The sequence below is a fragment of the Vibrio sp. V10_P2A27P122 genome, assembly GCF_963874335.1.
GTDB classification, from domain to species: Bacteria; Pseudomonadota; Gammaproteobacteria; order Enterobacterales; family Vibrionaceae; genus Vibrio; species Vibrio anguillarum.
In genome coordinates this window covers 1-14,508 of record NZ_CAWNHY010000298.1, presented here as the reverse complement: position 1 = coordinate 14,508, position 14,508 = coordinate 1, and the positions used below count along the sequence as shown (strand labels likewise).

General features: G+C 47.1%; 7 protein-coding genes. 1 reads left to right on the top strand and 6 read right to left on the bottom strand.

Annotated elements, in window-relative coordinates:
* The 5 genes from tssI to AACQ17_RS16370 form a co-directional block, all read right to left on the bottom strand.
* The coding region (gene tssI / locus AACQ17_RS16390; protein ID WP_170935142.1) for a type VI secretion system tip protein TssI/VgrG at positions 1-2,676 on the bottom strand (2,676 nt) is incomplete at its 3' end.
* Positions 2,677-2,817: 141 nt separating this feature from the next.
* Positions 2,818-3,336, bottom strand: a complete 519-nt coding sequence (locus AACQ17_RS16385; protein WP_013868180.1) for an Hcp family type VI secretion system effector — start codon at positions 3,334-3,336, stop codon at positions 2,818-2,820.
* 290 nt (positions 3,337-3,626) lie between these two features.
* Positions 3,627-5,816: a 1,4-alpha-glucan branching protein GlgB gene (glgB, locus tag AACQ17_RS16380; protein ID WP_017044919.1), complete on the bottom strand. Its 2,190-nt coding sequence runs from the start codon at positions 5,814-5,816 to the stop codon at positions 3,627-3,629.
* A 181-nt stretch (positions 5,817-5,997) separates the two neighbouring features.
* Complete coding sequence (gene malQ / locus AACQ17_RS16375) at positions 5,998-8,175, bottom strand: 4-alpha-glucanotransferase (RefSeq protein ID WP_094146981.1); 2,178 nt, start codon at positions 8,173-8,175, stop codon at positions 5,998-6,000.
* Between the two features lie 101 nt (positions 8,176-8,276).
* Positions 8,277-10,730, bottom strand: coding sequence for a glycogen/starch/alpha-glucan phosphorylase (locus AACQ17_RS16370; protein WP_094146982.1), 2,454 nt, complete (start codon positions 10,728-10,730; stop codon positions 8,277-8,279).
* Between the two features lie 586 nt (positions 10,731-11,316).
* Here AACQ17_RS16370 and malT point away from each other — a divergent pair.
* Entirely contained in the window at positions 11,317-14,025 is a 2,709-nt protein-coding gene (gene malT / locus AACQ17_RS16365) for an HTH-type transcriptional regulator MalT (protein ID WP_017046883.1), read from the top strand.
* A 62-nt stretch (positions 14,026-14,087) separates the two neighbouring features.
* Here malT and AACQ17_RS16360 read toward each other — a convergent pair whose 3' ends face one another.
* Positions 14,088-14,444: a YibL family ribosome-associated protein gene (locus tag AACQ17_RS16360; RefSeq protein ID WP_026027197.1), complete on the bottom strand. Its 357-nt coding sequence runs from the start codon at positions 14,442-14,444 to the stop codon at positions 14,088-14,090.
* Positions 14,445-14,508: the final 64 nt, after the last annotated feature.

The following is a 14,508-nucleotide window of genomic DNA, read 5'->3' as shown; positions in this document are numbered from 1 at the left end:
ATTCAATCCAATAAAAAAATCTTTAAATTTTGATGATCGAATATACTGTTGTACCACACCAAGGTTTGATGACATTTGATAACAGCCATATGAAGCACCACCATAATCTCCATTTCCTGTTGATATGACCCCTGGACCTCTTCCTGCCGACTCATATTTCTCTGAAGTTTTACCTAGCGTCCACATTTCATGGACATCATTTTCATAAACCCACCCATCCATCAACGCTTCATCCAGTGCAAGCAGTGTCCCTTGGCCAACAATACCATCAACGGGGCCAATGCTGTATGACGGATGCGTTTGATGACTGGGTTGATAACTTTTTTGGAACTGCTCAATGGCCGTTTTGGTTTTACTACCGAAATCACCATCGACTTGCAAATCAAATTTCATTTTGATTAACGCTTGCTGAATCAAGCTCACTTCTTCGCCATTGTTGCCTTTTCTGAAAGCGCTGGCTTGTTTCTTCGCTAACTTTTCCAGCTCTTCTGAAGGTTTCAACACATCCGATTGTAGCAGTGATGCTTTATCTTCGTTTTGTGCATCCTCTTTTGGGCTCTCTTCCTGAGCGCTCTTTTCTGCCGCCTTAGATTCTGACTGCTTTTCTGATGATGCAGATGATTTCTGCGCAGCGGATTGTACTGCGGCAGCCTCAAAATGAGTGATCACATTCGCTTGGCCGCTTTGCATGGTCGCGTTAATTGCACTCGCTTGCAATTCGGCTGGAGCTTTCATATCAAGTAGTGGGGTTGCCAACATGGCGGATTGCCCACCATAAGCGCTACCGCTGCCAGCACTTCCGCCAGCATTAAGGTTAATCGCAGGACCAACGATGTGCACGCCACCAGCATCCACTTTGACAAAGCTGCCACCCGCTTTTAAAGTCACTTCAGCCCCAGCTTCTACAACGATTTTAGCTCCCGCTTTAAGGCTGATTTCGCGCCCTGTTTGTATCGCGGTCAGTTTGGCCACTTTATGCCGTAATGACCCGCTAATCTCTACACTGCTATCTTTGGTTATGTTATCGCGGCTTTCGCCCTCCACCGTGAGGTGGTGGTTATGTTTAACGTGCGTGAACTGGTCGTTATCCACCGTGAGGTGCTGGTCGTGTTTGATGTGCGTCGTGGCGTCATTGAGCACCAAGGCGTCTAAGTCTTTTTGCGCGTGTAGGTAGATTTTCTCTTGCGCCGCTTGGTCTTCAAAACTCAGCTCGTTAAACCCTTCTCCTTGGTGCGTTTCACTGCGCAGCACGGTTTTGGTTTTGTTATCCGGTAGTGTGTACGGCGCTTTGTTGGTCGCATGGTAGGTACGGCCTGTCACTATCGGTTGGTCTGGGTCGCCGTTGAGAAACGAGACGATGACTTCATGACCAATGCGCGGAATGGCTATCATGCCATATTGGCTGCCAGCCCAACCTTGTGAGACGCGCACCCAGCACGAGCTGTGCTCATCGCCGTTGGAATATCTGTCCCACGGGAAATGCAGTTTGACGCGGCTATGTTCGTCGCAGAAGATTTCTTCGCCGTCAGGGCCCACGACTAACGCCATGCAAGGGCCATCCACTTGAGGTTTGGCTTGCGGTGTCGCACGCCACGTGACATCAGCAGGAATGAGCGTGAATTGGTTGCTGTACGTGGTCGCGCCACTGCCGCCCTCTTCTTCCAATGCTTGTGGCTGACGCCCTTGATGATGCACTTGCACGACAACCCAATCGCGGTTCGCGCTGTCGTCAAGATGCTCTTGTAAGTCGAACTTTGTGCCCGCTTGCAGGCCAGGATGGTTACTTTTTCCGGTCGCGGTACGCGCTTCTCGTCGTAGGTACTCTAAGCGAATTTGATTAAAGGCTTTGCCGCTGATGTCGTCTTTAAAGCGACCCGGTGCATCAAAGTGCTCGTAAGTCGCTTGCTGGTAATCCATCTCGCGCCCTTGCGCTTGCTGAGCAAACGAGTAGCTCGGCTTTTTAAAGCTGTAATCTTGCAGCGCGCTGTGGCTCACTTCGGTTTGGCTGTGTTGCGTTAATTGCGACACACAAGGGCTTTCCATCACGCCACCTGCGAGGGCGTTGTAAGGGATAGGCGTTTCTCGCTTTATCAGGCTTTGGCTGTCGTCACTGAAAAAGAGGGTGTGTTTCCCTTCTTCATGAATGAAGTGATACACCAAGCCTTCTTCGGCAGCTAAGCGGTGCAAGAAGTCGATATCCGTCTCACGGTACTGCACGCAGAATTCACGCTGTGCACACTCGCGTTTCAGCGAGAAGGCGTAGTCGTTAATGCCCATTTCTTGCAGTGCGATGGAGAGGATTTCGGGAACGGTTTTGAGCTGGAAAATACGGCTGTTTTGGCGCAGTGATAGCCGCTCTAATGCCGGGACTAAGGTCAGTGAGTAAAAGGTGTGATGATGGCCAATATCGCCTTTACTGAACTGGCGCACAATGCCGTGCACGCGCTGCACGACAAGGCCATCACGCAACATCTCAAGCTGAGCGGTTTTATCCACCAGCTCCAGCGCCGTTAAACCAGATTGGCGACTGGCCAGTTTTATCTCATAGCGAAAACCGTAGCAGCGCAGACCCGCCTGCGCGCTATCAGACAGCGATTCCACACCTTGGTATTCACGCACCACTAACGTGTCGTCTGCCAACCCCTCCACGGTGAGCCTAAAACTTAACCTTGCCATCTTTTTCCCTTCCACATTTGAATGTCGAAAAACCTTAAGCTCAATACATAACTAGGCTACGTACTGAGCTTAAGGTTTTGGTGTGGGCCACTCACCCCAAGGACATGAAACACGAGTGAGCGACCCAAAAACTAAGCGTGATTACGCTTCAACAGGCTTGCGCCAGTCGTCAGAGCCTGAAGTACCCGCATTCACGTGATCCCACAGGATTTTACGGTAAGACATAGAAACCGTAACGTTTTGTGTGAAGTCGCCGTTCGCTGGATCTTGGCAGTGTGGCATTTCACAGTGAATGTCCACGATAGACGCGCTTTCGAGTGTAGTAGTGAAGAAGTTCTCTTGCTTACCTTCGATAGAAGTGCGGTACCATTTTAGCTCAACCGATTTCATCTTCTCGCCAGACGCCAGTGCGTTATAAAGAAGAGGAACCGCTTTGTTTAGCGCTACGGTGAATTTAAATGGTTTGTGAACACGTTGACCAGAAGGCTGACCTGATTGTGGATCAGTCGGTACAGTTACAACGTGGTCAAATTGTTGAACCAACATTTGGTCTTCATGACCTTCAACGAACGCATCACCGATTGAATCAGTAGACAGAGCACCAGCAGTGATCAGGCCCTGAGTTTCGCCTTCGATAGAGATATAACATGGAGTTGGCATTGCAAATTCCTTACTTTAATGATGAATGGTATGAAACAAGTTCACTCGTCATAGAGCAAAGTCAGTGCCAACTCTATTACCATTTAAAATCAATCACTTATATTGTATGTTTTTTTGATTGAGCAAAAACCTGCCCAGCATGAGCAAGATATTGCTTCGATGGGTAAAAACTTACCCTCATTCTGAGACAGCCAGATGTAAAAATCCCAATTCACACTGTAAATCGGGATTTTGATGTTGAGACTTAACAAGGAACCATTCAACTCATTAAATTGCAATGGGGTTGACAACTATACCCTTGTCTCTAGCTTATAGTAGAGAGTTGCCAGTGGCGGTACACAGACCAAAATAGATTGGTCTAAACCCTCACTCTCAACGTTTTCAGTCAGTACACGGTTTTTGACTTCAAAACCGCTACCGCCATAGTGTCTATCATCTGTATTAAGCAGTAATTGATACTCACCTTTGACAGGCATACCTAAACGAAAAGCTTGGTGAGGAACAGGGGTAAAATTGGTGATAATTAAAATACGTTCACCGCAGTCACTCATGCGCTCATGCGCAAGAATGCTCGCATCGGCCGCATCTTGTAAGCGCCACTCAAAGCCACGAGGCTCACTGTCTAACTCAAAAAGTGCAGGCTCGGCTTGATACATCTTATTGAGATCTCGCGTTAAATTCTGCACTCCTTGATGGCGTTCAAACTGCAATAAGAACCACTGAAGTTGGTCATCATGATTCCATTCTGCCGTTTGACCAAATTCAGTGCCCATGAAGTTGAGTTTTTTACCCGGCTGGCCATACATGTAACCCATATAAGCACGCAAGTTTGCCGTTTGTTGCCACTCATCGCCGGGCATTTTGTTGTGGATCGAACCTTTTCCATACACCACTTCATCGTGCGATAGCGACAACACATAGTTTTCACTGTGTGCATAGACTAACGGGAAGGTGATGACGTTGTGGTGGTATTTACGATGGACAGGATCTTCTTTTATATAGGCCAAACTGTCATGCATCCAGCCCATATTCCATTTGAAACCAAAGCCTAAACCGCCCATAAAGGTTGGCGCTGAAACGCCGGGAAAAGCTGTTGATTCTTCAGCAATGGTCATAGCATTCGGGAAGTGTTTGTACACTTCTTCGTTCATCCACTTTAAGGTGGCAATCGCATCGTAATTTTCTCTGCCGCCATCCACATTTGGGATCCACTGATCATGGCTGCGTGAGTAGTCGAGGTAGAGCATCGAAGCAACGGCGTCGACCCGAATGCCATCGATATGGAACTGTTCAAACCAATATAACGCATTCGAGACCAAGAAACGGCGCACATGTTCGCGGCCAAGGTCGTAAATATACGAACTCCAATCTTGATGCCAGCCGCGGCGTGGATCAGGGTCATGGAATAAAGGAGTGCCATCAAAATTGGCTAAGCCATGACTATCGGCAGGAAAATGTGCGGGAACCCAATCGAGCACCACGCCAAGACCAGCTTGGTGACATTGATCAACGAAATATTTAAAATCATCGGGCGTACCGAAACGGCTCGTTGGCGCAAATAAGCCAACAGGTTGATAGCCCCAAGAACCATAGAATGGATGCTCAGAAACGGGCATAAGCTCTACATGGGTATAGCCTAAATCGACCAAATAAGGCACCAGTTGATCAGCCAGCTCACGATAATTTAGAAATTCCCCCGCCGAATTACGACGCCAAGAGCCCACGTGCAACTCATAGAAAGAGAGCGCTTGCTTGCGCTTTTCGGTGATGGGGCGAGCTTGCCACGTACTGTCTTGCCATTCATAACGCCGATGATCATACGTCACTGAAGCAAACGAAGGGTATTGCTCGGCGTAGTAACCCCAAGGATCGGCTTTGTGCGGTAACCCTTCACCATGAGGCCCTTTCAATTCAAATTTGTATTGCGTACCTTCGGGTAAGTTGGGCATGAAAATTCCCCAAATACCGTAATCAAGGCGCTGCATTGGATTACGACGTCCATCCCATTGATTAAATGCGCCAATCAAACTGCACGCTTTGGCATGCGGTGCGTAGACTAAAAAACGGATACCTGAGATTTGTTTACCACCACGTTCCATGGTCACGAACTGCGAACCCATGTGGTGATACATCGATTTCGGCGTATGTAAATCATCATATTCAGCGTATAAACCATGGTACTGATATGGGTCATCGATGAGCTGTTCGACACCTGCCCAATCGACCGCCAATTGGTAGTGGGTAAAACGTAAATCAATATTTGATTTTAGGATGAAACCCGACTCATCTTCACGCTCAAGCAGAATGCGAGGTTGATTTTCCACCACCAGCTCAACTTTTTCGGCACCCGGCATCCAAACGCGTAGCGCACCTTGATCGGGTGCGAGGTAAGGGCCTAAAAATGAGAATGGATCTGTAAATGATGCATGGGAAAGTTGGCTATATGCCTGCTTTAGCTTTGAAAGCTTTTTTGTTTTCATATCCCTACTCCTAACCTAACTTTCTTTAAACGTATAAAAATGCCCGCTAAAATGGCGGGCATACTAGCGAGGTTCAGTGTACCGAACTCTGCTGTTACATTGAGTGACCTAGACTAAAATTCTTCATGCCATGATTAAGAAAGATAACACTAAGTCACATCAAGGTTTATTCAGTAAGTGATTATTTACTTACACTCGCTCGCACTTCCGTTAAACGTGCAGCAATGCGATTGACATTATCACGCGCAAATACTTCATCCAAATTCATTGAAAGTTTACGACGCCAGTTAGGGTACTCATTAACGGTACCCGGAATATTAACGGGTTTATCCATTTCCAACCAATCTTCTAACTGAATACTTAACAAGGTCGATGCACCAGATGCAACGTGCAGTTGCAGCGCCTCACTTAAATATGAATCCATTGGAACAAGGCTTGCGTCGCGCCCCACACCCTCAGGCAAATAACCATGCCATGCCACCGAATCCAAAATGCCTTGTTTACATTTCAAACGGTCCTCAAACAAGGCTTCGAGCTGGGCTTGATCGGGGTACAAACCAATTTCGCTCCCCATTTTTAGATCATCGCAATGCCAGAAACCACGCAACGTTGGCATATCATGTGTGCACAGTGCCGACATCGATTGAACGGCGTAATGTTTCGGTGAGATAAAGCCGCCATCGTCTGCGGTTTCAAAGAAGAACACTTTATAAGAGTGAACACCCGCATCGGCTAAAATATCGACGATTTCATCAGGTACTGTGCCCAAATCTTCGCCAATCACGCTGCATTGATGGCGGTGAGATTCCAACGCTAAAATCGCGAGCATATCTTGTACTGGGTAGTAGATGTAAGCACCCTTAGTGGCATTTTCACCTTTTGGTACCCACCACAAGCGCAGTAAACCAAGTACATGGTCAATGCGCAGAGCACCACAATGTTTCATATTGGCGCGCAGCAGCTTGATATAAGCATCGTAAGCGGTTGCTTGTAATACTTGTGGATTAAGCGGTGGTAAGCCCCAATTTTGACCCAATGGTCCAAGAATATCGGGCGGTGCGCCAATGCTAGCATCTAAAATCAAGTTACCGGCATCAGCCCAAGTTTCAGAGCCAGAATCAGCCACACCCACCGCAAGGTCGCGGTATAAGCCGACCGCCATGCCTTTTTCTTCCGCGAGTGCTTGGGCTTCATTAATTTGGCCATCAGCAATCCACTGCAAGTACATGTATAGGTGAACTTTATCTTGATTGTCTTCGATAAATTTCTGTACTGCGCTGTTTTCAAACCGACGATATTTTTCAGGGAAAACTGGCCAACCCCATACATTCGGATCTTGGGCATGTAAATCAACATGCAGCGCATCGAATGCCGCTTGGTGCACTAAGCTCTCGCCACCTTCTTCAACGAAATTCAAAAAGGCTTGTGCGCGATCGCTATTTTTATCTAAATGGCGTTTTTTAAATTCGGTGAACAGGAGTGGCAAGACACTCATTTTTAATGTTGCAACTTCGGTGTAGTTTACCCAATGCGCTTCACGTACTTTCTGAAGACGTTGCTGAAACTCCGCACTGCCTACTTTTTGCTGCGCATCCGCACTCAAAGCAAATTCAGGCACTGAACTCACGTCAATGTATAAAATATTGAGCCAACGGCGTGACGATGGGCTGTAAGGACTCGCTCCTTCAGGGTTTGCAGGAAAGAGAGAATGAATCGGGTTAAGGCCGACAAAATCGCCGCCACGAGAGGCAATATCCGCCACTAACTGTTTTAAGTCTCCAAAATCACCAATACCCCAGTTGTGCTGAGTACGCAGCGTGTAAAGCTGCACACTCGGGCCCCACAATTTTTTACCTTCAGTAATAGGTGCTTGTTTGTAACAGGCTTTTGGCGTCACTATCAGCGTGAGCTCATACGGTGTTTTACGGCGTTTCCGTGTCACCAACAGTTTGTGATATCCCCATGCCAAATCGCTTGGCAATGCAAACACTAAAGGGCCACCCTCAGCGCGTTCATCACGAACGACTTGCGATTGAAGATAGCCTTCAAGTACCTCTCCTTGCTCGGTTTCTAAGCGCCAGTTAAATTCGCTTTCACGTGCGCTGGCACCTAGATAAAGTGGCACTTCCACCGCTTCACCTTCACGAATAACGAGAACAGGATCTAATACATCTTTCTTGTGTTTCTTTTCTGCTGATTTCAGCAGCGTTTCATCATTGGTTGTGTCATAGCCCAAAGACGCCAATAAGCGGATAATGGTTTCATCTTCCACTTTCGCTTCGTCGCCCCACGCGCTTATGTAGCTGTCGGCAATGTTCGCCATCGCCGCTACTTGTTTTAATGCGTTTAGTTGTTTCATCGCTTTCTCCGAAGGGACTTCTTTCCCCTTCAAATGGGTAGGGTTTTATTATAATGAGTCATCATAGAGCCAAGGCTCTAAGGCCTTGGCTTACTTGAAAATTAACGTTTAACGGTTTCTAATTTCCAGATGTTGTTAACGTAGTCACGGATACTGCGGTCAGAGCTGAACTTACCCACCAACGCGGTGTTAAGAATCGCTTTCTTCGCCCAGCCAGCCTGGTCACGGTACTGTTTGTCCATCGCCTGATGCGCTTGTACATACGAAGCGAAGTCAGCCAGCACTAGGTATGGATCACCACCATCAAGCAAGCTATCGAACGTGGCTTTCAATTTACCCGGAGCGCCTGGGGTAAATTCTTCACCCACCAACAAATCCAGTGAAGCCTTAAGCAGCGGATCCGCATTGTAGTAATCATATGGGTTATAACCACTGGCTTTTAACGCTTCGACTCCGTCCACTTCCAAACCGAAGATGTAGATGTTGTCATCACCCACTTCCTCACGAATTTCCACGTTTGCACCATCCATCGTACCTATGGTTAAAGCACCATTTAGCGCCATTTTCATGTTACCGGTACCGGATGCTTCTTTACCTGCGGTAGAAATTTGCTCGGATACATCGGCAGCAGGAATGATGATTTCAGCTATGCTCACGCGGTAATCAGGAATGAAAACTACTTTTAGCTTGTTACCAATGCGCGGATCGTTATTCACTTTTTCCGCAATTTTATTGATGGCGTAGATGATCTCTTTAGCTAGGTGGTAACCCGGTGCCGCTTTAGCCGCGAAGAACACCACGCGCGGCGTCATATCGAACGTTGGGTCATTCACTAAACGATGATACAAAGAGAGAATATGTAACATATTCAAATGCTGACGTTTGTATTCATGCAAGCGTTTGATCTGCACATCAAAGATGGCATTGGTATCAAGCTCAATACCCATGTTCTCTGATACCCAATCAGCCAGACGCTGCTTGTTGTGTTTCTTAACCGCCATAAACTCTTTTTGGAATTTCGCATCGTCAGCGTATTGCGCAATCGCTTCTAGCTGGTCAAGGTGCGCTGGCCACTCAGTGCCAATTTTTTCCGAAATAAGCGCCGACAAACCTGGGTTACAAAATTTCAACCAGCGACGCGGCGTAATGCCGTTTGTTACGTTGTGTAAACGTGTTGGGTAAAGCTCGTGGAATTCTGGGAAAAGATCGCGTTTTACCAACTCCGAGTGCAGCGCCGCCACACCGTTCACAGCGTAAGAGCCAACCACACAAAGGTTTGCCATACGCACTACACGGTGGAAACCATCTTGAATGATGGAGAGTTTTTGCTGTTTCGACACATCACCCGGCCACTTGGCTCGTACTTCTTGCAGGAAGCGGTGGTTGATTTCGTAAATGATTTCCATATGGCGAGGAAGCAAACGCTGGATCAACGACTCGCTCCACGTTTCGAGTGCTTCAGGCAGTAGCGTATGGTTGGTGTAGGCGAACGTTTTTGAGCTGATCGCCCATGCTTCATCCCAGCCCATGCCTTTCTCATCAATCAAGATACGCATCAATTCAGGAATGGAAATCGTTGGGTGAGTATCGTTTAGCTGAACGGTTTGATATTTAGGAAGATCAGCAATGTTATGACCCGCCGCCGCATGACGACGCAAAATGTCACGCATTGACGCCGCGCTATGGAAATATTGCTGCATCAAACGCAGTGTCTTGCCTTTTTCGTGGTTATCGTTTGGATAAAGTACTTTGGTAATGTTGCCTGCATCAATCAAGGCATGCTGTGCTTCAAAGTAGTTACCGTTGTTGAAATCAGCCAGTGAGAAAGGCGCAATTGCGCGACATTCCCATAAACGAAGTGGGTAAACCGTGTCGCTTTCATAGCCGACGATCGGTAAATCCCAAGGCATTGCTTGGACAAACATACTCGGAATCCAACGGCGTTTTTCCACACCATTGTCATTGATAACGTCAACATGGCCGTAAAAACCAATCTCTTGTGCTAGGTGTGGTCGTGCCACTTCCCACGGGTAGCCTTCAACACAACGCCACTCATCAGGAGCTTCTTGTTGGTGGCCCTCACTAAAAGATTGCTTAAACAAACCATATTCATAATGTAAACCATAACCTACGGTTGGGTACTCTTGCGCAGCGCACGAATCCATGAAACATGCCGCAAGTCGCCCTAAACCACCATTACCTAAGGATGGGTCACGTTCTTCTTCTAATAAATCCGTTAGGTTCTGACCTAAATCAGCCATCGCTTCCGTGATTTGCTCATACAGGCCCATGCTGATGAGGTTGTTGCCCGTTAAACGGCCAATCAAGAACTCAAGTGATAAGTAGTTCAGACCCTTAGCGTTAACAATGCGCTCGTCTTGCTCAGTTTCGAGTAGATCAAACATCGTTAATTCAGCCAGTGCGCGCCCCATTGCGAGATACCATGAACGGCTATCTGCATTTTCAATGGTGGTGGCGTAGGTGGCAGTCAGGTGTTTCTTTACGTTGTCTTGGAACGAAGCTTTATCAAACTTCTTCTGTTGCGTAGGTTTCATTAGCGAAATCTCACTTAGTCGTTTTAATTCATCTTCGGCATATCGTGCATCAGCTACGCAAGGTCGGCATCCTCCTAAAAATGACCTCGTTTAGGAGGAGAGCTCAGGGCGTAGAGGGCGAGCACCAGAGTCGCAGTGATCTATCTCTCATTCGTTGCACATAGCGGTTCATAAGCAGTGATTGTGATCACATCACCTTGCTCACTAGCCTAAATACCGCTCATGACGCTAAGGTTTCGATCGGGAATATCAATCTCTCAATATGAGAATTGGCTCTCAAAAAAATGAGCTTCATTTACAAATTACATGAGATTTTGTACATGCTCAGTTTTTATATAGCGCATAACAAAGAAGTTTTAGTGATTAAAGTCACAATTACAGGGCGTAGATGATGAGTAAATGTGAATCCTGCAAGAATCTCGGGATGGATCAATAAACGTGCGTCACGACATCAAGTAACATCCACACAAAATGAGTGATAGTTCACTTGTGTACTCCTAAATAATGATGCTCTTCTTACTAAGCACCTCCAAAGCTGCGATCAGCTTTTAAGTCAGTAACAAGAACAATAAATGGAATCTGGAAGATGTGGATACCTTCTAAGCTTACTCGTCCCGGCCGCCTACACAACGCCATCGTTCGCCCGCGTGTGTTAGAGCTGCTTGCCCAAGCACCTTGCTACAAACTCGTGCTATTTCGCTCGCCTGCTGGTTATGGAAAAACCACCATGGCAGCGCAATGGTTATCAGACAAGACCAATGTGGGTTGGTATAGCATCGATGAAAGCGACAATGATGCGTTCCGATTTATCAACTACTTACTGCAAGCGATTAATAAAGCGACTCAGCAAAGTTGTCCAAATGCCCAGAAACTGGCCGAGCGACGCCAGTTCTCTTCTTTACACTCGCTATTTAGTGAAGTGTTTTCGGAAATGTCTGGCTTTAACAAAGAGTGCTATGTGGTTCTCGATGATTACCATTTGATCGCCGATGACGATATCCACGAAGCGATGCGCTTTTTCCTCAAACACATGCCAGACAACCTAACGCTGGTCGTCACTAGCCGTGCCACACCACCATTAGGCACGGCCAACTTGCGCGTACGCGATTTGATGATCGAAATTGGTAATGAGCTACTCGCCTTTGATACCGAAGAAACAACACGCTTCTTTAATCAACGGGTCTCTGATGGCGTGGATGATGATACTGCCAACAACTTGTGCACCTATGTCGAAGGCTGGCCCTCTGCACTGCAATTGATTGCCTTACAAGCACAGCACCAAAAGCGCACGTTGGCGCAGACAGCGGAGTCGGTATCGCAGTTTAATCATGCACATTTATGGGATTACTTAGTTGAGGAAGTGTTTGATCTGCTGGATAAAGAAACGCGCCAATTTTTGATGCAATGCTCGGTGCTCGATCACTTTAATGACGTGTTAGTCTCTGCACTCACCAAACGTGACGACGCGCTGAGCATGATTGAGTCGCTCAACCGCTATGGTTTATTCATTTATCCATTGGAAGGTGAGCACAACTGGTACCGGTTCCACAACTTATTTGCGGAATTCCTCTCTCATGAACGCTTGGCGCGCATCCCGCAGCAGGAGCACGATCTGCACCGTGCCGCCGCGCACGCTTGGTTGCAAGAAGCCACACCTCATCAAGCGTTGCGTCACGCCACGCTCGCCAACGATACTGACTTACTCGCTACTATCTTGACGCAATTTGGCTGGAAGATGTTCAACCAAGGCGAGCTTTTGGCTCTCGAAGAGGCCATTAACCAACTCTCTCCGGCCCAACTCTATCGCGAGCCTAAACTGTGTATGCTACAAGCTTGGCTGGCTCAAAGTCAGCACCGCTACTTTGACGTTGGGGATCTGCTGACCAAATCGACCAACGAGATGAAAGCGCTCAATGTTCAGCTCAGCACTAAAGAACAAGGCGAATTCAATGCCCTGCGTGCTCAAGTCGCGATCAACCAAAATGAGCCAGAAAAAGCCTTAGAACTGGCGGAATTAGCGCTAAGCCAACTGGATCACACAGTTTACCGCAGTCGTATTGTCGCCACTTCAGTCGTCGGCGAAGTGAACCACGTGCTCGGTCAATTAAGCCGCGCACTCTCGATGATGCAACAAACCGAAAAGCTGGCACGCCAGTATCAGGTTTACCACCAAGCGCTATGGGCATTACTACAGCAAAGCGAGATCTTGATTGCCCAAGGTTATGTGCAAGCCGCTTTTGAAGTACAAGATATTGCCTTCAAATTAATTGAAGAGCAGCAATTACAGCAAGTGCCATTGCATGAGTTCTTACTACGGATACGTGCCCAAATCCTGTGGTGCTGGAACCGCTTGGATGAAGCGGAAGAGTGCGCTTATAAAGGACTACGCGTATTGGGCAACCACTCTCCAAGCAAGCATCTGCACAGTTATTCAATGCTGGCGCGTATTGCTATTGGCCGTGGTGAACTCGATAAAGCGGGTAAGTTCATCGAACAAATACAGCACTTACTGAAACAATCGACTTATCACGTAGACTGGACGGCGAATGCTTCGCTCTCACTGATTCTATTTTGGCAAGCTCGTGGCAATGATGAAGCAATGTTGCAGTGGCTCAAGACCACCATTCGACCAGAAAAAGCATGCAATCACTTTTCACAGCTTCAATGGCGTAATATTGCTCGAGTTCAGATTCACTTAGGTCATTTGGAAGATGCGACTCAAACTTTGACGTTTATGCAGCACGAAGCGCAAACTTATCAGTTGATTACTGACCTAAACCGTAATTTGATCCTCGAAGCCGTTCTAGCCACCACAGTGCACAACGAAGAAGTGGCGAAAGAAAAACTCAAAGAAGCCCTACAGCTAACCAATCAGACGGGTATGGTGGGTAACTTTTTAATCGATGGTTCGCAGATCGGCCACTTATTGGAAAAACTCTCTAGCCGATCCGAATTGGGAGATCTGGAACGCCACCGCGCACAACAGTTAATGAAAGAGATCTCTACCACTCAGCGCAGCCGATCAGTCCATTTCGACGAAGAGTTTGTTGAGAAGCTGGTTAATCACCCAAATATTCCTGAGCTGGTTCGTACCAGCCCACTCACTCAACGTGAATGGCAAGTCTTGGGGCTTATTTACTCTGGGTTTAGCAATGAGCAAATTGCACAAGAGCTGGATGTCGCAGGAACCACCATCAAAACCCACATCCGCAACCTATACCAAAAACTGAATATTGCTAACCGCAAAGAGGCAATCCACACCGCCGAGAATTTATTGCAACTTATGGGCTATTGAGTCGCAGGTACGATCAAAAAGAGCCAGATTATCTGGCTCTTTTCTGTCGTAAAAAATGATGGTTAGAAGGTTTTTGGAGCGAAACCAGTCATCACTTCTAAACGCAGTTCTTTGCCCATTGTTGTCATCGGGTGTACCACGATTAAACCTTTAACTGACTTTTTCAATTGACCTAAATCCGCCTGTTCGGCTTTGGTCAACTCACGAGAAAATGGCATATCGAGCAAACTCTTACGCTCTTTGCTCACCGTATAATTTTGCTTGTGTTTTGCTTGAGCGAGCTTTTTCGTCAGTTGCTCTACTTCATCGGTAAATTTGCTGATCATTACTTGATCGCCACGACCTTTAGCCGCATCGAGCTTATGGCGACACGTATCTAAACGGTTATTGAGTTGTTGAATTTCATTTTTCAGGCTCATGGTCACTGGCTCTTCGAAAGTAAAGTGGGCGCGAAGTATATCACAGCCTATCTATACTCTATAT